The sequence below is a fragment of the Mojavia sp. genome, assembly GCF_059505145.1.
Genome location: NZ_JCACKA010000053.1, coordinates 115037 through 140991 on the forward strand (window position 1 = coordinate 115037; position 25955 = coordinate 140991).

Annotated in this window: 22 protein-coding genes; 6 read left to right on the top strand and 16 right to left on the bottom strand. The window is 42.2% G+C overall.

The features are described 5' to 3' along the window. Window positions 1-166 precede the first annotated feature (166 nt). Both AC5JL8_RS10935 and AC5JL8_RS10940 read right to left on the bottom strand, forming a co-directional pair. Window positions 167-358, bottom strand: coding sequence for a hypothetical protein (locus tag AC5JL8_RS10935; protein ID WP_495879797.1), 192 nt, complete (start codon window positions 356-358; stop codon window positions 167-169). Next, window positions 358-552: a hypothetical protein gene (locus AC5JL8_RS10940; RefSeq protein WP_495879798.1), complete on the bottom strand. Its 195-nt coding sequence runs from the start codon at window positions 550-552 to the stop codon at window positions 358-360. Before AC5JL8_RS10940 ends, AC5JL8_RS10935 begins: the two co-directional genes overlap by 1 nt. Window positions 553-898: 346 nt before the next feature. On the opposite strand from AC5JL8_RS10940, the gene AC5JL8_RS10945 reads away from it, so the two are divergent. Next, entirely contained in the window at window positions 899-2053 is a 1155-nt protein-coding gene (locus AC5JL8_RS10945; protein WP_495879799.1) for a pyridoxal-phosphate-dependent aminotransferase family protein, read from the top strand. Between the two features lie 222 nt (window positions 2054-2275). Here the strand turns inward: AC5JL8_RS10945 and AC5JL8_RS10950 are convergent, their stop codons facing one another. The 6 genes from AC5JL8_RS10950 to petM all read right to left on the bottom strand — a co-directional run bounded on the left by AC5JL8_RS10950 (window position 2276) and on the right by petM (window position 7185). Further along, window positions 2276-2503 carry a DUF2949 domain-containing protein gene (locus AC5JL8_RS10950; RefSeq protein WP_495879800.1) on the bottom strand — a complete coding sequence of 76 codons (228 nt, stop codon included), beginning with the start codon at window positions 2501-2503 and terminating at the stop codon, window positions 2276-2278. A gap of 479 nt (window positions 2504-2982) precedes the next feature. Continuing rightward, window positions 2983-3525: a DUF192 domain-containing protein gene (locus tag AC5JL8_RS10955; protein WP_495879801.1), complete on the bottom strand. Its 543-nt coding sequence runs from the start codon at window positions 3523-3525 to the stop codon at window positions 2983-2985. Window positions 3526-3684: 159 nt separating this feature from the next. Further along, window positions 3685-4371: a response regulator transcription factor NblR gene (gene nblR, locus AC5JL8_RS10960; RefSeq protein ID WP_495879802.1), complete on the bottom strand. Its 687-nt coding sequence runs from the start codon at window positions 4369-4371 to the stop codon at window positions 3685-3687. Window positions 4372-4806: 435 nt separating this feature from the next. Next, complete coding sequence (locus AC5JL8_RS10965; RefSeq protein ID WP_495879803.1) at window positions 4807-5724, bottom strand: NAD(+) kinase; 918 nt, start codon at window positions 5722-5724, stop codon at window positions 4807-4809. Window positions 5725-5806: 82 nt separating this feature from the next. Beyond that, complete coding sequence (locus AC5JL8_RS10970; protein ID WP_495879804.1) at window positions 5807-6805, bottom strand: SDR family oxidoreductase; 999 nt, start codon at window positions 6803-6805, stop codon at window positions 5807-5809. 275 nt (window positions 6806-7080) lie between these two features. Next, window positions 7081-7185 (bottom strand): cytochrome b6-f complex subunit PetM, encoded by a 105-nt coding sequence (gene petM / locus AC5JL8_RS10975; protein ID WP_495879805.1) that lies wholly within the window; start codon window positions 7183-7185, stop codon window positions 7081-7083. Window positions 7186-7535: 350 nt separating this feature from the next. On the opposite strand from petM, the gene pdxA reads away from it, so the two are divergent. Further along, entirely contained in the window at window positions 7536-8651 is a 1116-nt protein-coding gene (pdxA, locus tag AC5JL8_RS10980) for a 4-hydroxythreonine-4-phosphate dehydrogenase PdxA (protein ID WP_495879806.1), read from the top strand. 11 nt (window positions 8652-8662) lie between these two features. Here the strand turns inward: pdxA and AC5JL8_RS10985 are convergent, their stop codons facing one another. Next, window positions 8663-11617 (bottom strand): CHAT domain-containing tetratricopeptide repeat protein, encoded by a 2955-nt coding sequence (locus AC5JL8_RS10985; RefSeq protein WP_495879807.1) that lies wholly within the window; start codon window positions 11615-11617, stop codon window positions 8663-8665. A 232-nt stretch (window positions 11618-11849) separates the two neighbouring features. Then, complete coding sequence (locus AC5JL8_RS10990) at window positions 11850-14462, bottom strand: M1 family aminopeptidase (RefSeq protein WP_495879808.1); 2613 nt, start codon at window positions 14460-14462, stop codon at window positions 11850-11852. Window positions 14463-14962: 500 nt separating this feature from the next. On the opposite strand from AC5JL8_RS10990, the gene AC5JL8_RS10995 reads away from it, so the two are divergent. From AC5JL8_RS10995 to AC5JL8_RS11010, 4 genes are all read left to right on the top strand, one after another. Continuing rightward, entirely contained in the window at window positions 14963-16633 is a 1671-nt protein-coding gene (locus AC5JL8_RS10995) for a DUF3352 domain-containing protein (protein WP_495879809.1), read from the top strand. 142 nt (window positions 16634-16775) lie between these two features. Next, on the top strand, window positions 16776-17435 hold the full coding sequence (locus AC5JL8_RS11000; RefSeq protein WP_495879810.1) for a Uma2 family endonuclease: 660 nt from the start codon (window positions 16776-16778) through the stop codon (window positions 17433-17435). A 183-nt stretch (window positions 17436-17618) separates the two neighbouring features. Further along, window positions 17619-18539 (top strand): class I SAM-dependent methyltransferase, encoded by a 921-nt coding sequence (locus AC5JL8_RS11005; RefSeq protein ID WP_495879811.1) that lies wholly within the window; start codon window positions 17619-17621, stop codon window positions 18537-18539. Next, window positions 18532-19503, top strand: a complete 972-nt coding sequence (locus AC5JL8_RS11010; RefSeq protein WP_495879812.1) for a PrsW family glutamic-type intramembrane protease — start codon at window positions 18532-18534, stop codon at window positions 19501-19503. Before AC5JL8_RS11005 ends, AC5JL8_RS11010 begins: the two co-directional genes overlap by 8 nt. 49 nt (window positions 19504-19552) lie before the next feature. Here the strand turns inward: AC5JL8_RS11010 and AC5JL8_RS11015 are convergent, their stop codons facing one another. The 6 genes from AC5JL8_RS11015 to AC5JL8_RS11040 all read right to left on the bottom strand — a co-directional run bounded on the left by AC5JL8_RS11015 (window position 19553) and on the right by AC5JL8_RS11040 (window position 25324). Further along, a complete protein-coding gene (locus AC5JL8_RS11015) occupies window positions 19553-20425 on the bottom strand; it encodes a 6-carboxytetrahydropterin synthase (RefSeq protein ID WP_495879813.1) in 873 nt (290 codons plus the stop codon). Window positions 20426-20557: 132 nt separating this feature from the next. After that, window positions 20558-21247, bottom strand: coding sequence for a J domain-containing protein (locus AC5JL8_RS11020; RefSeq protein WP_495879814.1), 690 nt, complete (start codon window positions 21245-21247; stop codon window positions 20558-20560). Between the two features lie 16 nt (window positions 21248-21263). Further along, complete coding sequence (cysK, locus tag AC5JL8_RS11025; protein WP_495879815.1) at window positions 21264-22226, bottom strand: cysteine synthase A; 963 nt, start codon at window positions 22224-22226, stop codon at window positions 21264-21266. 56 nt (window positions 22227-22282) lie between these two features. Beyond that, window positions 22283-22720: an RrF2 family transcriptional regulator gene (locus AC5JL8_RS11030; RefSeq protein WP_495879816.1), complete on the bottom strand. Its 438-nt coding sequence runs from the start codon at window positions 22718-22720 to the stop codon at window positions 22283-22285. A 191-nt stretch (window positions 22721-22911) separates the two neighbouring features. After that, on the bottom strand, window positions 22912-24672 hold the full coding sequence (locus AC5JL8_RS11035) for an iron uptake porin (RefSeq protein ID WP_495879817.1): 1761 nt from the start codon (window positions 24670-24672) through the stop codon (window positions 22912-22914). A 370-nt stretch (window positions 24673-25042) separates the two neighbouring features. Then, window positions 25043-25324, bottom strand: a complete 282-nt coding sequence (locus tag AC5JL8_RS11040) for a 4a-hydroxytetrahydrobiopterin dehydratase (protein WP_495879818.1) — start codon at window positions 25322-25324, stop codon at window positions 25043-25045. Between the last annotated feature and the right edge of the window lie 631 nt (window positions 25325-25955).

The window sequence follows — 25955 nt, forward strand, 5'->3', positions numbered from 1 at the left end:
AAACTATCCATCTATATTTTTATTTTTGAATTTTGAATTGTTAATCTGGCGCTGACTTGCAAACAAGCAAGTTTTTAGCATTGTTTATAAAAAAGTATATCCTCTTGGCTACTTTTATCTCAAAAAAGAGCTTTTTATATTAAAGTGCATTGCCATAATTTGCTTTTCATGCCGACTGTTTCGGTTGTGTGTGAATAGGCTTTTCTTTAGACTTAGACGGAGTAAGATATGCCGCCGTACCAAGCCCAACCATTCCCGCACCCATAGCATACATAATATTTTTATTGAAGTATTGAGAGCCGACATAGCCAAAGGCAATTGCCGCGACAGTTGTGACAATCAATTGAGGTAGTTTCATTATGCCGCCCTTATAAATGCATTGATATTAATAATGGTCACATAGTAAACTTCCGCCAGAGCTTGTACTACATTCCACAGATAGGGAATCAAACATCTTTGGGTAGAAAAGCAAGAGCGAGCGCTTACCAAACAAACATGAATTGAACTACCTTGGTCAACAGGTACGCAGCAAGGTAAAATTTGATAACTCATTGTAGCTGTACCCACATTTGTGAGATTCTAGATAATCGTTCTTACAGAAATTAGACAACCTGGACAATAATTTTGATGTCTCCCTTACGCTCGCCTACGATCAGCTACTGCTCTAGGGGATTAGAAGCCCAAAGCGCGTCTATGGGTTTGGTGATATTCCTTCAGGTAATATCAGGTAAGCCGGAGTGTCAACAAGTTTAGCTCCAATAATCCTTTTCCTCTGAATGGGGAGAATATGCGAAACAACTGGTGACAAACTTAATTGTGTATATAGACGAATGTCTAGAATTTACTACCAGAATTAACCATCCCCAAAATTTTGACTTTTATTTAATAGGACAAACACATGGACGATAAGTTGATGCTGATGATTCCTGGCCCTACACCAGTGCCAGAGGCTGCCTTACTTGCATTGGCCAAGCACCCAATTGGACACCGTACTGGTGAATTTAGCAACATCTTGGCAGAGGTAAACGAAAACCTCAAATGGCTGCACCAAACTCAAAGTGATGTGCTGACGCTGAATGTCAGCGGTACGGGTGCGGTAGAAGCCGGAATAATTAATTTTTTGTCTCCAGGCGATCGCATTTTGGTAGGCTCTAATGGTAAGTTTGGCGAACGCTGGGTAGAAATTGGTCAAGCCTATGGTCTGAATGTCGAACCAATTATTGCTGAATGGGGACAACCTTTAGATCCAGCAGTGTTTGCAGAAAAATTAGCAGCTGATAAAGAAAAACAAATCAAAGCTGTCATCATCACCCACAGCGAGACTTCAACGGGTGTACTCAATGACTTAGAAGCCATTAACAGTCATGTCAAAGCCCACGGTGAAGCTTTAATTATTGTTGATGCTGTCACAAGTTTAGGCGCGTTCAATTTGCCTGTAGATGCTTGGGGATTGGATGTAGTCGCTTCCGGTTCGCAAAAAGGTTATATGATTCCCCCTGGATTGGGATTTGTCTCTGTCAGCCCCAAAGCTTGGGAAGCTTACAAAACCGCTAAATTGCCGAAATATTATCTGGATTTAAATAAGTACCGTAAATCTGCGGCGAAAAACACTACTCCATTTACTCCGCCTGTGAACCTAATCATGGCACTGCACACCACGTTGCGGATCATGAAAGAGGAAGGATTAGAATCGATATTTGCCCGACACCAGCGACTTAAGAATGCTACCCGTGCTGCTATTCAGGGGTTGAATTTACCGCTGTTTGCGGATGATAGTTATGCTAGTCCAGCGATTACGGCTGTAGCACCTCAAGGTATTGAAGCGGATAAAATTCGGTCGTTTATGAAAAAGCGCTTTGATATTGCCCTAGCAGGTGGCCAAGACCATCTGTCAAACAAAATTTTCCGTATTGGTCACTTGGGCTTTGTCAGCGATCGCGATATTCTCAGCTGCATAGCATCCTTGGAAGTTGCCCTTACTGAACTCGGCTACGAAAACTTCACCCCAGGATCTGGTGTAGCGGCAGCAGCTAGAGTATTTAGCCAGTCGTGAGTATTGTCAGTTTAAAATTCAAAATCTCAACTTGGCATTGTGCTAAGGAAAAAAACCATCCTCAGCACTAAATTAAAAGAGCGAGTTAAACTTTTAACTCGCTCTTTTAATGTGAATGTCATCAAGTAGTAATGCTGAAAGTCTGTTTCCCTATCTATTAGCCTTTGTACAAGGCATAGTTGATTTGACATACCTCAATTCTCCTGCTTGAGCTACTCATTACTATGCTGTCTCCAGCCAATCATAAATTTGTTCCAACTGATCGAGAGTAATCAATCCATACTGCCAAAGAATCATTGGTAAAGGGCCTGGATCTTGTTCTCTGTGTCGCAGCGCCACTGCCAACGACGCTGTAGAAATTGCCAAATCTTCTTGCAAAAAATGAATCAGCCGAGAATATGTTGATGGTGCCATTTGTATCTCACCTCCTAGCGCAGAGTGTATTGTCATATATCAGTTCACCGTTGCTCAGTAGCTAGTTGCCAGTATTTAATCTGTCACTGTGGCATTATTACTGAAACACCGCAGTAGATTTAGTCTCAATTTATCTCGAAGAAATTGACTTCTTCAAAGAGGGGAAAAGGTTAAAAATTTATCGCTACTTGTCTGCCCAATTTTCCAAACTAGACTTTCCCCAAATCAAATTGGTTTCGTCTTTATTTACGGCAGCGTTTTATTTAATTGCACATTTGGTAACAAAGTTACCATAGCTTATAGTCTCTTATTAGCAAATATTTATCCGTACTCCAAAAGGAAGATTTTCTGTAGATAAGCTTGAAAGCTCTGATTCTACCGTGGATACAAAAATATTTCCCATTTATTGGCAATATCTTAAATAGTAGGTTTGTGATCCGACATTATATCACGGTACTTAATACTTTTTTTACAAAAAAATAATTGAGTGAAATTAAGGATTATTGAAATAGTAATCAACCCGATTGTGAGCTACGCAAAGCTTCGGACTTTAATAACTCAATTTTGACACGGTTACCTACCTGCAAATTTAATTCGGCAGCTCGTCCAGACCGCAGTTCAATTACTGTATCAATTGGTGTATTGGGCCCATAGGTAGGGCAAGGCTCACTAGCGCAGGGAGGAGCAGAAGCTTGAATATACTTTATCACCCCATTTTGGAGAAATATCATATCTAGCGGTATGAGTGTATTTTTCATCCAAAAGCTAACTGGTTGTGCTGAAGGGAACTTAAACAACATTCCCTGGTTATCTGCCAAATTTGTGCGATACATCAACCCCATCGCTTGCTGTTCCGGTGTCTTTGCTACTTCCAATTGAATCTTTGTGCCGTTGGGAATAGTTGCTACAGCAGAAATTGGTAGTTTTTGACCAGCAGGTACTGGTGCTTGAGTTTGAGAGCCGGAAGTGGGAGTAGGAGGTTTAGCTGTTGTTGGTGGAGAACAACCCATTAACAAAACACTCAGCAATATTGAGAACAAATTTAGCCTACGTAGCATATAGTTATCGATTTTGTAATTTAGATTTCGATTTTACAAATTTTAAAGAAGAAAGCCCACAAATTATACTATTTCACTTTTAATTAAGAATCCCACCCTGTTGAGAGGTGGGATTGTCGAATGTTGCTTTGTAGCTTTTGTTGCTCCTGCCATTGGCTTCTAGGACTCTCTTAGAACGTACCCTACACCTCGCACTGTTTGAATTAGGCGCTTTTGACCTTCATCTTCGATTTTCAGGCGCAAATAGCGTATGTACACTTCAATCACATTCGACTCACCCATAAAATCGTAACCCCAAACATTTTCAAGAATTTGTTCACGAGTTAACACCTCACGGGGGTGTTCCATGAGGAACTTTAAAAGTTCAAATTCTTTCATAGTTAAGTCAATTACCCGTGCGTTATGTATAGCACGACGAGTTGCTATGTCTAAAACCAAGTCTCCAAAGCGTAACTGCTCTGTGGTATCGACATCGGGTTTTAAGTAGAGGCGAATCAACTTCAAAAAGTCTTCTGAACGGTAAGGCTTGAGGATGTAATCATCAGCTCCAGCTTCTAAACAAGCAACACGATCATCAACTGTATCACGTGCCATAAGTACCAGCACAGGCGATCGCATACCCGCACTTCTAAGATTTTTGCACAACGAGAGTCCTGATTCTCCTGCCAGCATCCGGTCTAAAACAATTAAAGCCGGTTGGCGATCACGACTGTATTGTAAACCGCTGGCTGCATCATGAGCCAAAATGGAGTCATAGCCAGCCTCTTGCAAATCGAAAGAAAGCTGATTGGCTAGGCTCTCATCGGTTTCAACCACCAAAACACAGGGACTGTGAGCAACTGTCATATTAATTTGCGATGTAGGATTTGGAATTTTGGATTGTACTAACGTTCTAGAGAAAGTCTGTACATGAGTTAGAGATCTAATTTATGAGTTTCTGATACGGGAGCAATTCTGACTTGATACCAAGAAAAAATTGTAGCTCTGAACTTTATTTTGCTATGAGATGCTGCTTCGGATGTTTTAGCACGTTCAGGTATCGCCCATCAAATTCCCAGATGCAATTTTCATCACTAATTCCAAATACCATTACTACAACAACAATTCTGGAAGAAAATCTTTCAAAAGCAAAGATCAGTGCTGAGTACTGAGTTGTAAGTTATGAGTTGTGAGTGCTGGGTGTGGACAGTAAAAAAGAAAAAATCAAACCATTTCTTCACTGCTCTTTTTTAATTTTTCATACTTTCTTCATTACTCAGCACTCAGTACTCTTAACTTCATTTAAGGTAATTCTACAGAAGTAGGTTTAGCAATATGCGGTAGACCCCAGCCTAATTTTTCTCGTAAAATTCTAAAAAATTCTGGCGGTTGCAGGCGAATAAATCGAACGCTGTAGTGCGATCGCTCTATATGTACCCGATCCTCTGGTAGCACATAGCATCCTCCATTCCCATCCACTACCATCACCAACCGTGGAATATTGACTGGGTAGATGTTTACTGGTTCCGTATCTGGAAACACTAATGCCCTAGATGCTAGAGAATGGGGACAAATTGGTACTAGTTGCAGCACGGGTACGCCAGGGGTGACTACCGGGCCACCAGCACTCAAAGAATAAGCTGTAGAACCAGTTGGTGTGGAGATAATTACACCATCTGCTGCTATATCAACTGGCGCATGACGCCCTACGGCAATTTCAAAATGGCACATAGAGGTCAATGGTTCCCGATGCAGTACCATTTCATTCAAGCAGAGTGCTTCCCAAAGCACTGATTCTCCCCGCAGCACTTTGACGGTGAGCATTGCTCGCTCTTCAATTTCATACTTACCCGACATCACCTGCTCCATTGCTTGGGGCAGTTGATTGAGGTAAGCTTCTGTCAAAAACCCCATGTGACCGGTATTCACCGTTAGCAGTGGAATACCACAGGGGGCTACTTGACGAGACGCTGCCAAAACAGTGCCGTCTCCCCCTAATACCACAGCAAATTCCATGTCTGAGTCAAACCCAGGTGGCGTCAGACCATCAAGTGGGGTATGGCATACAGGACTATCGGGGTTAGAGTAGCCCAGTATGCCACCGATACTTGTTGTGATGCATACATTCCAACCGGCAGCGGTTAGTTTGTCTTTCAGTTCGATAGCGATGCGACCCGCTATCGGTTTGAGGTCATTGTAGATAATGCCTGCTTTCGGCACATTCAAATATCCAAGTTTAGGCGATGCTCTGTATTATGTTAATCGTGACACATTTTGGACAATGTAGTCATTAGTCTCGAATCTATTGACTATTGACTTTTGAAGATTGTTTAAACGGAGTCTTTTTAGATTTCTGCTTTTTAGTTTTATTTTTCTCGTAGTCTAGCTCTTTAAGTTTTTTCATAATTCTGCTGAAATACTCTTGCAGATAGCTTTCTAGGGTTGTGGTTTGTTGTTGGTCTAACCCAAAGACTTGGTACACCTGCTCCATTGAGGCATTTAACGGTTTCCCGCTTGCCAAAACTTCTGTAAATGCCAGTCTATCTGCTACGTTCCATCCCCACTGAAAGAACCGCATGACGTGCCGCACAGTACGCAGCAAGTTTATCGGCATTCTTGTTACCCTGGCTTCTTTTCCAGACAAGCGCTCGCATAAACTAATAATTTCTTCTGCACTCCAAGCACGAGTACCCACTACTGGGAAAGCTTGTCTTTCTGTTTCTGGGACATTTAAAGCACGAATAGCAAATTTAGCAATGTCTTGAGTATCCATATAGGCAACAGGAGAAGAATTACCAGTTACCCAAACAGGCTGGTTTTCTAAAATGGGAATTCCGTATTGACCAATTAAGCCTTGCATAAAACCAGCTAGGCGTAAGATGGTGTAATTTAAGCCAGACTCAGCTAAGAAAAGTTCTGTACATCGCTTAATTTCCATCAGCGGTACTTCTGGGTACTTCTCAGCATCCAGAATCGAGAAGAAAATAAAACGCTCTACACCCGCAGCCTTTGCTGCTTGAATCAATGCTACCTTGCCGTCCCAGTCCACCTGTTTAATGCTTAGTGAATCTGTAGGACGAGAGGTTGCTGCATCAATGATTGCGGTTATACCTTCTAGCGCTCCTGTAAGGGTTTGGGGATAACATAAATCTCCCGATACAAGTTCTGCACCCCACTCTTTAAGAAAAGCAGCTCTTTTGGTACTCCGGACAAGACAGCGTACCTTATACCCCTCATCGATAGCACGACGAGCCACTTGTCTTCCCAAGGTGCCAGTGGCACCGACGATTAATAATGTCATGAGGGTTGTAACAATTTTTTAAGTTATATGATAAAGAATCTTATCAGAATCGCCAAGTAAACAAAAGTTTACATTTTTTTTTTAGAAACTCAATTGCCACAGGCAAGCTAGCAAAAACAGCATTGTCCGGAAACCGGACAAGCTATTTACCGAAAAAGTGCTGAACAAAATGAAGCACATTAGTACTTTTTGAACAGCAATTTAGTCTCAAGGAAGCGACTTTAGTCGTGGGATACTACTTATACTCAGGTTTCAGGACTATTGATACAAAAGGATTATTCTTCTGCACCCTGAATTTTTAGCAATAAAACACCCAAGGCCCAACCTACGAAGATTAAACCGAAGGACAACAGAGCTGCATTTAAAATTTCGCCGCCCATAGGTGTGATTCTCCTTAGCGAATGATATGTTTAACATTTTTCGCCGTTAAAACCTGCTTGCATTCGGTTGATAACGGCGGCGGATTCTAAAGGATGATCTTTAGATTTCCTGCTTTTCGGTCTGCTTAAGTAGACTAGACTGAATTGCTCTAATCTCATGTTGGCCAGTCCAAAAAACAGGTATTTTAGTTTTGCGTTCACCAAGCGCCTTAAGCAACTCAGATAAACTAGGTCTATCAGAAGCTTTATAACAGCCACTGTTGAATTAGACCAGTGTAAATAATTCTAAACCAGTTTGGTGGTCAAGCCCTATTATCTGTAGATGGGGAGAGGGTTAGAGGAACGGCAATATGTCTCAACTTAATCAAAATCAAAATCAAATAGTAACTCCATATCAAGAACATCGCCCACGTTTGGCACTGACGCTAGGAGATCCGGCGGGGATTGGGCCAGAAGTGATTTTAAAAGCTTTGGCAGATCCAACGGTTAGTAAAAACTGTGACGTGACAGTAATAGGTAATGTGGACTTGCTCCTAGAGGCTTATAACCAACTAAATTTAACTGGTAATTTAGCAGCTTTGGCAAATCCAGATATTTTGTCAGTTATCGATGTGCCATTAAAGGCAGAAATTAAAGAGCAAGTTATTATAGGCACTGGTAATCAAGCGAGTGGTGCAGCTAGTTTTGCCTATATGGAATATGCGATCGCCCAAACACTTGCTGGTAAATTTGATGCAATTGTCACAGGGTCAATAGCTAAATCTGCTTGGAAAGCTGCGGGTTACAATTATCCAGGGCAAACAGAACTGTTAGCAGAAAAATCTAGTGTTGACCGCTTTGGAATGTTATTTGTAGCGCGATCGCCTCATACTGACTGGACACTCCGCGCTTTACTTGCAACCACACATATTCCCCTACGTCAAGTAGCTGATACTCTAACACCGCAGTTATTAACCAAGAAACTGGATTTGCTGGTGGAGTGTTTAGAAAAAGATTTTGGCATCAAGGAAGCGAGAATTGCGATCGCGGGTTTAAATCCCCATAGTGGCGAACAGGGACAATTGGGAAATGAAGAAATAGATTGGTTGATTCCCTGGTTAGAACAAGAACGGCAAAAGCGACCAAATTTACAGCTAGAAGGGCCAATACCACCAGATACGATGTGGGTTAAACCTGGTCAAGCTTGGTATGGAAATTCTCACAGCCAAAATCCTGCTGATGCTTACTTGGCACTTTACCATGACCAAGGCTTAATTCCTGTGAAATTGATGGCGTTTGATCGTGCAGTTAATACTACGATAGGTCTTCCGTTTGTGAGAACTTCACCAGATCATGGAACAGCCTTTGATATTGCAGGTAAGGGTATTGCTGATGCTACGAGTGTGAAAGCGGCGATTGGGTTAGCGGCTGAGTTGGTGAATCAAAGACTAATTACACGATTGACTGACAACCAATGCAACGCATAGAAAATACGAGTTTAATTCCACTCACCCTGTAACAAAAACGCTGCCCAATAATAAGGCAATTTCCACTGCTTTTCTTTCAACATTTCTATCTGTGCAGCTCTCAATGCTGCGGCTGGTTTAAGCTTTTCTGATAACATTTTTTGATAAAATCTCTTCATTAACTCAGATGTCGCCTGATCTTGTACATCCCATAGACTCACAACGACTCTGGGCGCACCAGCATACATAAAACCTCTGGTCATGCCGACTAATCCTTCACCTTTAATTTCCTTACCTAGTCCAGTTTGACAAGCACTTAGCACAACTAATTCTACTGGCAGATTTAAGTTATAAATATCGTGCAATCGCAAGAAACCGTTTTGCGGATTGCCATTTTGATCGAATAGTGACAACACAATTCCTGATAGTTCTGGGTTTTTGCTGTTAAGAATGCCATGAGTGGCAAAATGCACAATTTGATATTGTGCTAATTCTGAACTGGTAGCCGCATTGCGAGAAGCAGCAAAATCTAAGACTTTTTTGGTTTGATTTGGAGGCAACAAAGCGGTAATTGCTTCGGCTTCAGTGCGGGTAAAATTTAATCTGCTGAGATTAACATCTGATTCAGCAGATGCTCTGGATAAAGCTAGTGCTTGGATATCTGAATTTTGATTTTGAGCAGATTTGACAGTAGTTTGCAATCGCTCATCATCAAGAGAAAAAACGGGATCAGCAATTAAAGCCACGGTTTTACGAGGGGCTTTTCTGTTTGCAGTCTCCTTTCTTAATACCGCTAATGTAGAAGCTGAAGGCAAACTAACAATTTCATGATTAAATATTAAATATTCCTTTGCATCCTGTGCGTTAGTGGAGGCGGGAGAAGGTAAAGCAGCAAATGGAATATATTGTAATGCTCCATCAGCCACAATGACTAATCGCTGATTGCCTAACAATTTAGCTACTGGTTGTAGCAATATTTTACTTAAGACTGTTGATGCTTTAGCATCTTGAGGTTTTCTAATTCTTTGGTGTGCGGGAACTAATTCTTCTTGCTGGAAACGCTTTGTTAGTGCTTCAATATCAGCACGTTTGGGTAATTCGTAGCTAGTAATTCCTGTTTTTGTAACTGCCCACAAATAGCTGCGTTCTTCACCCAATGAGTATTGCAATAGTAATGTATTGTCATCTAATACTTGTTGTTGAATTTCTGGCAGGGTAAGGGGTTGAGGTTGGGTTAAAGCCGCATAGCGGGGGCTGGTGGCGCGAATTTGGTCTTGAATATTTTGATATTCAGTTAGTAAGTTAGCTATTTCTGTTTCTATCGCTGTTTTTTGAGCTTGAGTATATTTGCCACCGAGGATTTGAACTCGCTGTTGTTCTTTGGCGCTGAGTTGCTGTTGCAAATTGCGCTCTTGCGCTAATAATGTAGCATCTACACCAGTGCGAATATCTGCATTCGCTTCGCTCAGTAGCTCTAGAAGTGTTCTTGCTCTGGCGCGTTCGCTAACGGCTAAAGCTTTGCTGTCATAACCTTGTGTGGGGTTAATTTTGTGCAACTGCATTAGCAAGTCAATGTAGAACTGGTAACGCTTTTGTGCTTGAGCAAAGTAAGCGGCGCAAAGTTCGGGACTAGCAACTTTAGTTCTCAAAAACTCAATAATTTGCACTGATGCTTCGATTTGAGTCAACGCTTGCTCAAGATTGCCTCTATCACGTTCTATCTTCGCCATGTCGTACAGAGTATAAGCTTCCTCTTGGCGATTGCCCCCTGCACGCCATAGGGGTAGGGATTGGTTGAAGAAATCTAAGGCTTTTTGCTTTTCTCCTAATCTTGAGTACGACCATCCTATATTAGAAAGGTTCCGACCTACCCCAAGAAGATTACCATCTGCACGGTTACGAGAAAGTGCTTGGTTAAAAAATTCTATTGCCTTTTTTCTTTCTCCCAATCTGTCATATATTACACCAATATTGTTGTAATATTCAGGATGTTCTAATTTATATTCCTCAGCCCGATCAGGGAAGAAAGCTCTGTATTGCTTGTAGAACTCTAGCATCTTTTGCTTTTCTCCTAATCTTGAGTAGATACCCACAATGTTGACAAGAGGGATGGATGCACCACGGCGATCGCCTAATGCTTGAAATAAGAGGACTGCTTGCTTATATAAAGCTAGTGCTTTTTGCTTTTCGCCTAAACTTGAGTAAGCATTGCCAATGCCATTTAGAGTACCAGCTTCACCTTTCTTATCGCCTACAGCGCGTCTCAGGGGTAAGGCTTGGTTGTAGAAATCTAAAGCTTTTTGCTCTTCTCCCAGATCTGAGTAGACATTGCCAATCTCATAGAGAGTATCGGCTTCACCTTTCTTATCGCCTACTGCCTGTCTCAGGGGTAAGGCTTGGTTGTAGAAATCTAAAGCTTTTTGTTTTTCTCCCCAATCTGAGTAGACATTGCCCATGTTGTTGAGGGTAGATGCTTCACCTTTCTTATCGCCTACTGCGCGTCTCAGAGATAAAGCTTGGTTGTAGAAATCTAAAGCTTTTTGTTTTTCTCCTAGATATGAGTAAGCTAAGCCAATGTTGTTGAGATTTTTGGCTTCACCTGAGCGATCTCCTACAGACCGAAACAGTACCAAGGATTGGTTAAATAAATCTAGCGCTTTTTGGTATTCCCCCAAGCTTCTGTAAGCACTACCCATATCTTTTAAGGTAGTAGCTTCACCTACCTTATCGCCCACCGCCCGATAAAGTTGTAATGCCTCTTGGTATTTCTCAATTGCTTGCTTCAAAGATTCTGCCGTTCCTTGTTCGCGCAGTTTATCTGCTTGTTCAAAAACTTTTTTTGCTGGTGTGCTATCTATATTTTGGGCAATTTTTACACCTATATTTTCTGGAGTTGTTGCCAGTGATAGTGGGGTAATAGCAGCTACATCCGACAATAAAATTATGCCGAGAAATAGACTGTGATTGAACTTTGCAAAGCTTGGCATTGATAATTACTATGTATAAAAAACCGCTATTTTTAAGATAGGTAATTTGTTTTTATCCTACATTCCACAGGTAAATAAAGGAATTGATGATATTTTTAAATGAATGACACAAAATCTTCACGGAAATCAATACCGCTATGTCGTATTTAAACATGTAGTGAGGTATAAATAATTATAAGGGCACAACAATGTTGTGCCCCTACCTGTTTAATGTAGAATTATCGCTGCTTACTTATGATGCAGTACTCTTTGATTTAGCCTCTAAATTCTCTAAGCGACTTCTCAATTCCTGATTTTGTTGTTTGAGTTGGTCGAGTTCCTCACGCAAATTCCGCAGCGCAGTTTCTGGGCCAATATGACTTTGTACACGCGTAATTTCTTCATCAGCATAGCGACGTACACGCCCATCTGGAGTTTGATCGGCTAGCGATCGCAAAATTCCAATGGCTTTTGGTGTCTCCATTTGTCCTAATGCGGTCACTACTGATATTCGGGTGAAGAAGAAGGTTTCTTTCGCTAGTTCTGCTAATCTTTCCAAAATCCTTTCTAAATTGACTGGACTTTGACCAACAGAAATTTTGCCTAAAGCGCGGATCGCCGCTAAACGTAAGGCTTGGGGTACACCGGGTTTGGTGTATTCCAGCAACAAGTTTAAAGCTGCTTCTGAGGTTTTGAGTTCAGCTAACCCGGCGATCGCACCACTACGGAGGACTTCATTCCAACCAGCCCTTTCTTCTAAGACAGATTTCAGCAGTTTGAGTACCTTTTCTTCCCTGGGTTTTTCGTCCAAGTTAGCCGAGGCGATCGCCCCAATTGCACGACAAGCGGCTGATTCTACATAGTAGCTGGGGTCGCCATCTTGCACTAATTCTTTCACAGCTTTATAGCTTTGGGAAGTCTTTATGTTAGCAAGTGCATCTATTACAGCGCGTCGCACATAAGCACTTTTATCTTTCAAACCAACGACTAACCCATCAAAGGCTTGATCTAATTTGACTTCTGCTAGTTGTTTAGCTACTTCGACACGCACACCCCAAAATTGCTCATTTACAAGTGCCGCAGAAAGCGCTTTAGTTACTTCCAGCCCACCCTTTTTTGCTAAGGCTTCAGCTGCATAGATCCGAGAAAGAGGATCGGGATCAAATTCTAACTGTGCTTTTAATTCTGGTATTGGATATTCCAAAGTCACAGTTTTGAGGTAATGATTCCCTAGATCGAAGCTGATAAACAGAGGTTTTTCTGCTAGTGGGAAGTAGAAACTTTGTTCCTTTTCATTTACCCGCACAGTAAAAGTCTTGAGTGCTGAGTTGGGAGTATTGAGTTGAGAATTTGAATCTTGTTGAGGATAACCAAAACCGATGGGTATTCTCAAATCAAATAAATCTTTATCTGTGGTTGCTTGGGTTTGAGTTACTGTAACTTTCGCTAAATTAGCATCGCCATCCCAAGAGTAAGCGACTTTAAAATCAGGATGACCACCACGATAAACGTATTGGTCAAATAGGAATGTAAGATTACGTCCAGTCGCTTTTTCAATCGCCCTTAGCAAGTCTACTGTCTCTACAGTTTTGTGGGCATTATCTTGGACAAATGTTTGAATTGCTTGCCAAAACAATTCTTCTCCCAAATCCGCCCGAATCATGTGATAAACACAAGATCCTTTTTCGTAAATGTGGCGATCGTAAAGTTCAATTGCTTCTCGGTAAACATGAGTTACCATCGGTCGGCGGTAGCGACCACTATCTTCGGTAAAATAACTCCGCGCTTCTAATAACCGATAGTATGCCGCCTCTTGTAAACCATATTCATGTTCTGACCACATTACTTCTGAATAGGAAGCCATTCCTTCCTTAATCCAAGCATGAGACCAATGTTTAATTACCAGCAAGTCGCCGAACCATTGGTGTGCTAGTTCGTGGACAACTAAACTTTCTGTATTGCGGTTATCTAAAGCGGCGCGTTCATCAAGTAAACATCTATCAGTTAACAATGTTGTGGAAGTGTTTTCCATCCCGCCGAAGATGAAATCATCAACACAAACTTGGGCGTATTTGGGAAAAGCATAGGAATAACCATACTTTTCGCTCAAAAATTCAATCATGCGGGGAGTTTTGCCCATGCTACGTTTAGCATCTGCTTCTCTTCCCTTTTCCACGTAGTAGGTAACGGGTTTACCGTTCCATTCATCTTTAATTTCAGCAAAGTCGCCTACTGCCAGAGTCATCAAGTAGGTAGGATGAATTTGCTGCTGTGACCAATGGTAAATTTTGTCTTTCCCATCTTCCTCAGTATGAATCAGTTCGCCATTAGAAATGGCAATTAGAGGTTTGGGGACACGGACACGAATTTCGGAAGTAGATAATTGTCCGGGATAGTCAAAACAAGGAAACCAGAAGCGGGAGTCTTCATCTTCACCTTGAGTCCAGACTTGGGTGGGTTTGTTGGGGTAGTGTTTGTCTGGTTGAATAAAATAAATACCGCGTTGGGGTTTTTCTGCTGAGTAGGCGATCGCAATCAATAACCGCTTACCAACTTGAGTCGGACTAGAAAGTCTGATTGTCAGCTTTTCACCGTCATAGTCAAACTTTTGCCCCACCTCATCCACCTGCACAGATTGAATATTCAGGTTAACGGCATCCAAAGTCAAACTGTCAATGCCAGTGCGGATTGGCAATAGGCGAATACTACAATTGCCGGTGTAACTTTGGTTGGGAATATCGAGGCTGAGGTCTAAAAAAATATGCTCTACCTGTCCGGGGCGATCGGGGTTGTAATGTGGTTTTGCCCCTGGTAACTCAAAAGATTTGTGCCCGTTGTTCTCTGTATCAAAATAAAAATGGGACATTGATGCTTACTGACCTTATAATCCTGATAAGTCTGGCTGGATGTAGTGAAGACAAACAATGAGATTGGGTGACTTGCCCAATCAAATCACCGTCTGGAAGAATTCCCCTCTGGGGTTTGGGGTTGGAATCAATCTTCCCCCTCTCTCCCGCATATACTTACCCTAACGTAAGCTTATATCTTGCACTTATGGCATCAGGACAAGAGTTCCTTGCGCCTGATATAGATGCCTTTTGGAAGTACCCCTAAGTATGCCTATAGCTTTAGGATAGCTTGCCACTGTCTAGCAGGCTATTTTTTTGAAACAAACAACACACCATTTACGGATTTGTCTCTTACCCTGTTGAAGTATATCTAGGAGTAATTTCAATGTCTTCGTGTGTAGAAATACTAATTTTATCAGCTACCGATAAATTAGTAAAACTTATTAATATTTTTGAAAACCTACAATGACGTTTTTACTACCCTGGGTGACAATTGCAGGAAGAGAGGATCATAACAATGCCCGAAAGTAAATCAAAGTTTTTAATTCCTACTATTGGTGCTGCTGTAGTTCTGACAGGAAGTTTAGCTGCCTATATGTATTTTAAAGGCGGCCCTTCTGGAGATAGCTCAGGTGCTATAGGCAGCGCTAAAGTAGTGCCTTCTACAGCATTAATGGCTACATATATTACTACTGACCCCCAAGCTTGGACGAAGTTGCAGCAATTTGGTACACCGGAAGCCCAAAATTTAGTAGCAAAAAGTCTGGCTACCTTCAATCAAAATATTTTTAAAGAAAGTAATATTTCTTACGAACAAGACTTAAAGCCTTGGGTGGGTGGTGTTATGGTTGCTTTACTGCCACCAAATCCAGTTAAACCTGCACAATTAAAAACACAACCCGCAAAGTCGCAGTCGGAACCTAATGTACTCTTGGTTGTAGGAATCAAAGACAAAATCAGCGCCTTAAATTTTGGTAACAAATTGAAGGCACAAAAAGGTATCAAATTCCAAGAATCTGATTACAAAGGCGAAAAGATTACAGAAACCATAGATAAAGGTAAAGCAACCTACAGCGTAGTGTTAAATAATAGTCAATTAGTATTGGCTCCAGAAAAACAAGCTGTAGAACAGGCTATTGACACCTTTAAAGGGCAGTCTTCCTTTGCCAATAAAGAAGGTGCTAGTAGCATTCTTGCTAGAGGTGTAGATGTAAAAAACACCCTTGCCCAAGTTTATGTGCCTGATTATGCAGGTATGGTACAGCAGTTAGCAGCCGCCAATCCCCAAGGAACCCAGTTACCACCACAAACCCTGAATCAGTTGAAGCAGGTGAAATCTATGGTGGCGGGTGTTGGTGTGGATGATGCAGGAGTGCGAGTAAAAGCGATCGCCAACATAGATCCGCAATTGAATAAATTTCAGTACCAAACAACACCCGCTAAAATCGTAGGGCAATTTCCCGCTGATACCTTTGCTTTAGTTAGCGGACAGGGTATTAGCCGCAGTTGGTCAGCGTTAATAGAACAGTCAAAAGATTATCCAGAATTTAAGCAAGCAGTTGGACAGGTTCGCCAGCAACTTAAATTAGTCAACCTGGATCTAGATAAAGAGGTTATAGGCTGGATGGATGGAGAATTTGGCTTTGGTGCTATTCCATCTAATCAAGGCGTTTTAGCCAGTGTTGGTTTTGGCGGAGCTTTATTATTTGATACCAGCGATCGCAAAACAGCAGAAGGCACTCTGAGCAAACTAGATAACCTCGTCAAAACCCAATCAATCAGCGTCGCCCAAAGAAATATTGGTGGTAAAAATGTCACTGAATGGCAAATTCCCCAACAAGGAGCTTTATTAGCTCATGGTTGGCTAGATCAAGACACTTTATTTGTAGCTCTTGGTGGCCCCGTTGGTGAGGCGATCGCCGCTTCTAAAGCTCAATCTCTTGATAATAGCGATAGCTTTAAAGCCGTTACTGCTTCTTTGCAAAAGCCTAATGGCGGCTACTTATATTTAGATATGGACAGAACAATGTCCCTGGTGAATCGTTTTGCAGCAGCTTCTCAACCGCTACCGCCTGAAGCCAGCGCTATTCTGGGATCTATTCGGGGTTTAGGTATTACTGCGACTAGTCCTGATAAATCCATCAGTCAAGTAGAAATGTTGTTAGCTCTTAAACCGAAAACAAAGTAGGAAAATTGGGGAATGTAACTGATAGTCCATTCCCCATTAATACATCGGCTGGCATTAAGCGATCGCCTTAGGCGCTGCGCTCCGCGCAATCGCTCCACTATGACAGCGCTAAAATAAACCCATAAATCGCAATGTCATAGCCATGTCCCTCGCTAAAGAATTAGACACTGACCAAGACACCCAAGAAAATGTTATTCTTCCTCCAGGTGGCTTGTACAGCGATGAGCCTCCCTTGGAAACTGAACTGCATCTACGGCAAATAATTTTGCTTTTCAAATGCCTGGAATGGTTATGGCGAGACAGAACTGATTTCTACGCTGCTGGCAATCTTACTATTTATTACAGCCTGAACAAACTCAAAACAGAAAGCTTCCGGGGGCCTGATTTTTTTGTTGTGCTAGACACCGAATGCAAAACCCGCAAAAGTTGGGTAGTGTGGGAAGAAGAGGGCAAATATCCTAACTTAATTCTCGAAATTCTTTCGGAATCAACAGCGAATATAGACAAAGATTTAAAGAAAAAGATTTATCAAGATACCTTTCGCACCCCTGATTATTTTTGGTTTGACCCCTACACACTAGAATTTGCAGGATTTCACTTAGTTGATGGTCAGTACCAACCACTAGAACCAAATACTCAAGGACATCTATGGAGTCAGCAGCTTGGTTTATATTTAGGAATTCATCAGGAACTCTTACGATTTTTTACAACAGCCGGAAAGGTAGTACCAACCCCAGAAGAAACAGCAGAGAAATTAGCGACTAAACTACGAGAATTAAATATAGATCCAGATACAATTTAAAATTCGGTGTTAAACTTTCATCTCTTAAACTCTTACTCTCTGCGCCTTTGCGCCTCTGCGTTATACAAATAATGTTTTTAATTGAATAGTGGCAGAATGCACTTATACAATGGTATCTCCTTCTAGACCGACCTCCAGCAAATATGTCATAAGTAAAAAAGACCGTTGAACGCAAATTAATCTATGACTGCTGCTGTAAACACTGCTCCTGGTTTAGCTTCCCGCTTTGTAAATGGCGTATTGGCAATCAAGCCTTTAGCCAACTTAGCCAAGCATCAAGCTAGACAAATGATGATTAAACGCGCTGAAAAAATGGGCGTGTCTTGGACGAAAGAAGTACAAAAATTACAGGCACGTGATTGGGCAATGGACTTAGCCCAAGTAGAAAATCCTCAGCTTTCGTACCCAGATTACTACCTCACCTCATTTCACGCTTACGAAACTGGAAACCTAAGCTGGCAAGCGGCTTTTGAAGTGGAGCCTGCTGCTTATGCTGTCCACGCTAAAATTTGGCAGGGTGCTGAGGCGCAAGGCGATTTCAAACTGCGTCAAAGTTACCATGAGATTCTCAAAAACCAAATTTCCAACGAGCCGCAAGACATCCTAGACTTGGGATGCAGTGTGGGTATGAGTACCTTTGCCTTGCAAGCTGTTTATCCCCAAGCCAAAATCACAGGGTTAGACTTATCTCCCTACTTCTTAGCTGTTGCCGAATATCGTTCTAGGCAACGTCAAGCACAAATCAATTGGGTTCATGCCCCAGCTGAAACTACTGGGTTACCAAATGCCTCCTTTGATTTTGTCTCGCTTTTCTTGGTGTGCCACGAATTGCCCCAGTCGGCAACCCGGCAAATTTTTGCGGAGGCGCGGCGTTTGCTGCGTCCAGGTGGACACTTAGGGATTATGGATATGAATCCTAAATCAGAAGCTTTTGAGAAAATGCCGCCTTATGTTTTGACGTTGCTCAAAAGCACTGAACCGTATTTAGATGAGTACTTCACCTTGGATATTGAACAAGCCTTAGTAGAAGCAGGTTTCCAATCTCCCACAATTACAGCTAATAGTCCCCGTCACCGTACTGTGATTGCTCAGGTGGGTGGCTGAGTTCTCTGTGCTGTTGTGGGCAGTTATACCACCGCTGCTGCTGCTTTTTTACTACTATTACCGGATTTTTCCGCCGCCATCACTGCTACATTTGCTGTTGTTATTTATTCTTGGGGCGGTATCTGGTTTTGTTGCTCTCAGTCTGGAAACAGCTTTTGAAACTGTAGCCAAATCGATTATAAACTGGCAGCAATTGGGGCGATCGCTCCCTGGTAGCGCCCTACGGCAACTTGTAGAAGTAGGGCCTATAGAAGAAGGTTGCAAGTTAGTGGCGGTAATTGCTCCAACCTACTATCTAAAACGCAAGTATCGATTACGCTCTAGCACTGTTTTCCTTTTTACCATAGCCGTTGCCCTCGGATTCACTGCCCAAGAAAACTGGATTTATTTTTTCTACAACACGGCATCTATTCTTGAGCGAAGCATCGGTACGCCAGTCCATGCGATGTTTTCTGCCCCTTGGGGTTATGCACTAGGAATAACTATTGCCTCTAATCTTCGGTTACATCGAGACAGGAAGTTAGTTACTAGGGCTTGGCTAAATTCTGTTTTCTGCCATGCCTTAGTTAATGTCCTTTCTATTGCGTGGCGTTATTCATTCCCCGTAGCTTTCCTCAGCTATGGTTTATTTCCGTTGCTGTTATGGATGTTTTGGCGACTGGAACAATTACTGCGAAGAACGCAGGGCAAACCCGCCATTACTTTAATTTCGAGTCATATCCCTAAGCATCGTTATTGGCAACGGGGTTTAGTGCTGTTTGCTTTAATGCTGGGTGGAAATGCAATTTTTGGGCTGTTTCTCCTCGCCAGAAATGTCAGCCTATTAAATTGGGCGCAAATTTTTTATCCTAATGCTTTGTGGTATATACTGAGTCGATTCCTAATAAATCTAATTTTTGCAATTGTAGCGTGGCTGATTTATCGTTATTTGCGATATTTAGCTCGGCAATGTTTTAAATATTGAAACCGCAGATTTAAACAAGGATTTGTTTTCTATCTGCGGTTATAGATGTCTAAACTCTTGCTAATACTGGCTGACTATCTCTGGTATTGACTGAATTTGATTCAGATTCAGTGCAGTAGATTTCACAGGAGTTATTCGGGCTTTCGATCAGTTTAACTTTATAAAGTTTGCTGCCCAATTCCTGAATAGGCGATCGCAGTAAATTACTAATGTAAAGTGCGATATTCTCAGCAGTAGGCACAACTTCGGCAAAGTAAGGAATATCTTTGTTTAAAAAGGTGTGATCGAATGGTTCCACCACACAATCTTCTATCACTTGATTCAAAGCGCCTAAATCAACAATCATGCCTGTCCGTTGGTCAATTTCACCTTTTACGGTTACTTCTAGATGATAGTTGTGTCCGTGTCCATGAGGTCGGGCACACTTACCGTAAATTTCAGAGTTCTCTTCATTACTCAGGTTGGGATGAGCCAGCCGATGGGCGGCGCTAAAGTGAGTGCTAATAGTGAGGTAGGCTTCCATTCCGTTTCCCATATAATCTGCCCAAAGTTCAGGATGTTCAAACAACTGCACGCGGACTAGAGGCAAGTGGGGTGCTAGCCGTTGCCAGATAACCCGTGCAATATTCTCAGTAGTGGGCAGAGTTTCAACAAACTCTGCCCACACATCATTGAGATAAGAAAAGTCGAGTTGGCTGGTAACTTCCCGCTTGATTACGTGTTTCACGTCAGACAAGTTCAGCACCATGCCATATTCATCCAATTCCCCACTCAGGGAAATAAATAAGACATAGTTATGCCCGTGTCCTGGAAATTTAGAGCAAGCACCAAATTGCTGAAGGTTCTCGGCTTCACTCAATTCTGGCAACCAATAGCGATGACTTGCCGAAAATTGAGCGCGGCGATTAACAATGCATTGCATGAGTACACTGGGGGCAAAATTTAAAATTTCTTAAGCTTTCACTGTTTCCAGCATAAACTAATTTCTTGGTCAGTGGTCAGTGGTCAGTTGTTTTATATTATTGACTACTAACTACTGTCCATTGACTCTAGACTATGTAACAGATGCTTGGGCTTCCCAATGTAATCTCGTAGCTATGCGGAATAGTTCTTGACCTGTGTGCAAATAATGCTCATCGTAGTTCAAGGGGAAATATGCCAATTCTTCCAGTCCGTCTCCTACTTGATTAAGGCTGTAGTAGAGATGGGCTGCTGCTCTGGCTAAACTAGGTGGATTGGGCAGAGAACGAAAGGTAATTTGTGCCTGTTTAAGATCATTACGACAAGTGTCTAAATATTCTTGAAATTCTTCCAATAATTCGTCATCAAAAGGATCTGCTGCTAGTTCATCGATTTGCTCTTCTAAAGAATTGAGAATGCGACTCAGCAGGCGATTAACTGGTTGATAAACTAGGCGCAGCCATTCCTCAACCTGTTCATCCGCATCTTTTCCTGTTTGCCGCGTTGCTCGGTAACGCCTTTGAGCAGATGCTGTACGCTGTTGTCGATCGCTATTTAATTTTTGCGAGTTATCCCGTAGTTGTTGGTCATAATTTAAACGGGTTGCAGTATCGCCCAAGACCTCATAAGCGGCATTGATACGGATAATCTGCTCTTTATCTGCTGTTTCCTGATGACTATCAGGATGAAATAATTTCACCAAGCGGCGATAGGCTTGCTTAATCTCCGCTTGGCTAGCTTTAGGACTAACTTTGAGAGTTTCGTAGTGGTTAGAATCGACCATCAATCCAAATTTATAGTTAGCTGATGCTAGCTACTACCCTGTCCTCCAGGTCTTGAAACAACGGTGTACTTAAATATCTTTCTCCAAAACTTGGCTGAATCATCACAATTAAGCGCCCTTCGTTTTCTGGACGTTGGGCAACCCGAATTGCGGCACATAACGCTGCTCCACTGGAAATGCCAGATAATAGCCCTTCTTCTCTTGCTAATCGCCGACCATAGGCGATCGCTTCTTCATCTGTGACAGTAATCACTTCATCAATTAATTCTAGCTTCAGCACTTGGGGAATAAAACCAGCACCAATTCCCTGAATTTTATGTGCCCCTGGTCTTCCCCCAGATAAAACTGGGCTATTACTTGGTTCAACCGCGATCGCCTGAAAGCTCGGTTTGCGTGCTTTGATTACTTCTGCTACACCTGTGATCGTACCACCTGTGCCGACACCTGCCACAATCATATCTACCTGTCTATCAGTATCTTCCCAGATTTCCTCAGCTGTGGTTTCCTGATGCACTTTTGCATTCGCTGGATTGCGGAACTGTTGCAACATATAGGCATATGGTGTTTTGTTAACTATCTCCTGTGCCCGTCGAATTGCCCCACTCATGCCTTCAATTCCTGGTGTTAATTCCAGTTCAGCTCCATAAGCCCGCAACATTGCCCGTCGTTCGCCACTCATCGTTTCGGGCATTGTCAAAATTAACCGATAACCCTTGGCTGCTGCGGCCATCGCTAGAGCAATTCCTGTATTCCCAGAAGTCGGTTCCACCAATACAGTCTTTTGAGGAGTAATTAGTCCCTCTTGCTCGGCGGCATTAATCATACTAACTCCTATCCGGTCTTTAACTGATGCGGATGGATTCATACTTTCCAGTTTGACTACAATCTGAGCAACACAACCTTCTGCTTGAGGGATACGGTTCAGTTGTACTAAAGGTGTATGACCAACAAGTTCTGTAATGTTACGAGCAATTCGCATAATTAATCCTTATCTATTATTTATTTGTTATTGGACACTGAAAAACCGAAAACTTACTAAATGTAGTACATGATATCCAACTGTCGTCGGGCATCTCTTTTTTCACAAAGATCCCGCAAAGTGTAATTTTTTAACACTGAGTTAGCCGCTGCACAAGCTTCCTGCCAAATCTCTTCAATCACAGAACTATCTACAGTTCTGAGATTGATGTCTTCTTGACAGGTTCGTACATCTAACCCTTCCAAACATTCCACAATTTCGTAGAGTGTGATTTTCCAAGGTTCGCGTGCCAATAGATAGCCACCTTTAGCCCCGCGTTGGCTCTTGATGATACCCCCACGCCTCAAAGTTGCTAATAACTGCTCCAGGTAGCGATCAGGTATATTTTGTTGAGCTGCAATTTGTCGAATTTGCTGCGGTTCGCCGCTTTGATAATGAGTTGCCATCTCTAATAAGGCAAGAATTCCGTATTCAGATTTACACGATATTTCCACGGACAGTAATCAAGAATGAAGGATAAAAGATGAAGGATCAAGTTTTTCCATATCCTTCATCTTTTATCTAGTATACTCCGGTTCTCCACTGGGGTTTGTTTGTTACCGCTACCAAAAACAGAAAGCCCCACCTGATAGTGGGGCGAAATTTTTCAAATTTTTAGGTCTACTATCAACGCTAAAACAACTTTCTAGAAGGTAAAGGTTGTTCTGAGCGTACCGATAAATGCATTTTCGTCAGCGTCGTTTTGACCAGGAGATCTCAGCCAAATAACACCGGGAGTAACGGAGATATTATCAGACACGCGATACTTGTAAAAGCCTTCTACCTGAATTGGCGTATTACCACCAGTAGCACCTGGAACTGTACGTCCTAGCGCATAGGGTTGTGCGCCGCCGAAAATACCTAATACGTTTCCTCTCTTACCGAAGTCAGGTAAGGCTATACCAGCACCATAGCTCCATGCTTCAAAATCATTAGCAGCGCCAGGGCTTGTGAGATCGTGGTAAGTGACGAAGCCACTAATCGACAAATTGTTACTGGGTCTGAATGCCGCTGATATACCGTAGGAATTACTATTGTAACCATTTCCGGTAATGTCTCCTAGAAAGTTGGCTTGACGAGTACCAACTACACCACCCGCAGGTAGACCATTATTGTTCGTGATACCAGCACCGGCATCAAATAAAGAACTACCTGGAGAGTGATAACCATGGACGTAGGTTGCAGCTAAGGCCAAGCGATCGCCAACAGCAAAGTTTAACTGTCCTAGAGCAGCATAGTTACCGTTAAACAAACCTGTATCAATACCAGGAGCATTCGCATCTGATGCCAAGTAACCTAGAGTGATAGAACTTGGTTTGAAGATACTGCCACCGCTGCTAAAAGGTATATTGAGTGCTATACCAGATCCACCCCCAATCCGATAGATAGGACTTTCAGAAGCGAAGGTAGTCAAAGCACCATTACCGCCGTCAGTTCTATCGAAGAAGTAAGGGTTGTTGACAGCAGCATAATGGCTATGACGTCCACCACTCGCTGCAAGGTAAACTTGACCTGGGCCTATAGGAGCTTCATAAGTCAAGCGGTCAATTCTGACAGAATTGTTACCCGTGCTACCGACTTGATAGGTTTGTGTACCTTCTGCGGTACTGACCGGCAGATTATTTTGGTCTCTAAAATCGAAAGCTGTTGCGTTACCAGCAGACAGACGGGTAGTTAAAACGTCTCTACCAGTGAAGCTGCTTTCCAAGCCTAAACGTACTCTGTTTTGGAAGACGGTGTTGTTAACATCGCCTGTATTACCGCCAAAAGCGTCGCTAACTGCGAAAATAGCTTCACCGACAAGCTTGGTGGTAGTAGAGAACTGATTGGCTTCCAATTCCGCAGTGCGTGCTTCTAAGGAGTCAACGCGACCGCGCAGAGTAGCCAGTTCTGCGGAAAACTCTTCTTGCAAGCGCTGTAAGGTAGCCAAGTCTTGTTTGGTCACCAAATCAGCTGTAGCTGTGGCAATCAATTCGTTAACCCGATCCAAACAGGCATTTAAACCAGCAGCAAATTCATAACGGGTTAAAGCACGGTTACCCCGATAAGTGCCATTGGGATAACCAGCAATACAACCATAGCGCTCAACCAATGATTGCAAAGCTTGGAAGGCCCAGTCGGTGGGTTGTACATCGGAAAATTGGGAAACCGATGTTACTTGAGCTTGAGAAGTATTACCTTCTTTGCTGTAGCGGTTAACTTGGTCTAAAACTTTGGCATCATTGCTTGTGGGGTTTGCTTGAGCCAATAATTCTGGCTTTGGAGCCAATTCAGCAGTAGCTTGTTGTTCAGATGACAATCCTTCAACGGTAACATTTGGAGCCGCCATCGCTGTTGCCGAAACTAACAGTGTCGCTCCTAAAACTGCCGGACTGACTACCAGGGATTTCCACAAAATATTAGACATTTTTACTTTTTCTCCTCACACCTTGTATAGATAATTGTGTTCGTTGCACCTAATTCTCAAAAATGCTACATCTTGTTGGGATTGGATGAGGCATAGTTGCCACTAATACAATTTTAGTTTTTGCAAAGCTAATAACTGATTAACTTGATGTTAAAAATTGATGCAATTAACTTATGCAAAAACACACCTTCATAGCATAACATTATAAAACATTTGAGACAGATGGCAAGATATAAGCGATCGCCTGATTAACCGTCACACACATAGTCTGTATAACCCAAACAAAAGAAGGATTTAGTGGATTCTACACTTCCCATTTACATAATTTTTTGCCATTTTAGACCCTAAGCTACTTGCCAAGGGAAATCACTTAGTTTATTCGAGAAATTACCTCTGCAAGATCAAAGTCTTTCTGCGTTAAACCACCAGCATCGTGTGTTGTTAAGTTAATCCTAACTTTGTTATAAGAAATCTCTATGTCTGGATGATGTCCTGCCGACTCAGCAGGTTCCACTAATTGATTTACAAATTTAATTGCTTGAATAAAATCCTTAAAGGTACGGGTAGTCTGTAATTTAGATCCTTCAACTGTCCAACCTGACAGAAAACTTGCCCGTTCTTTAATTTCTGTCTCAGTAAGTAGCTGCGCCATATTCAAAAATCCTATTGCATTTACTGGGGCAATCTACATCTATTTTGTTTGCTTCTGATTGAGGTCTATTCAGAACTTTGACTTGATGCTCATCTGAAGTTACACACCTACAAAAAACTATCCGCTCTGATTTTGGATCGGTTGATCTAAATCAGAGCGGTCTAGCGGGTCTTCAGGTTGCAACCAGACTGCCGGAAGGAACTCCGAGCTTGCCTAGCCACTTGAGCTAAACTTAGTATCTCAAGGTTACTAAGGCTAACTTTATTAGAGAACAGCCCCGGCGCACAGCCGGCTAACTGCAACCTGATGACCCATGGTTTTACTACTTTCAATCATGGGCATCACCTCCTTGTTGCCTAAGCGGTCTTAGTTTCAATAAGGCAGAGTTTTTTACTCTGGGTTTTAACCTTCTATGAATATAGCATATAGATTTATCAAATTTAGCAAAATTTTAAATAAACAATAAAAAATCCCCCACTCACAGGCGGGGGATAACTAAAAAGTGGAGAATGATGGATGTTAAAGGATTAAATCACCATCTATCTTTAGAGAGCGTTACCACGAGGTAGCACTTCTTCAGGGAATACAAATTGTTCGTGGGGTTGATCTTGAGGAGCCATCCAAGCACGGA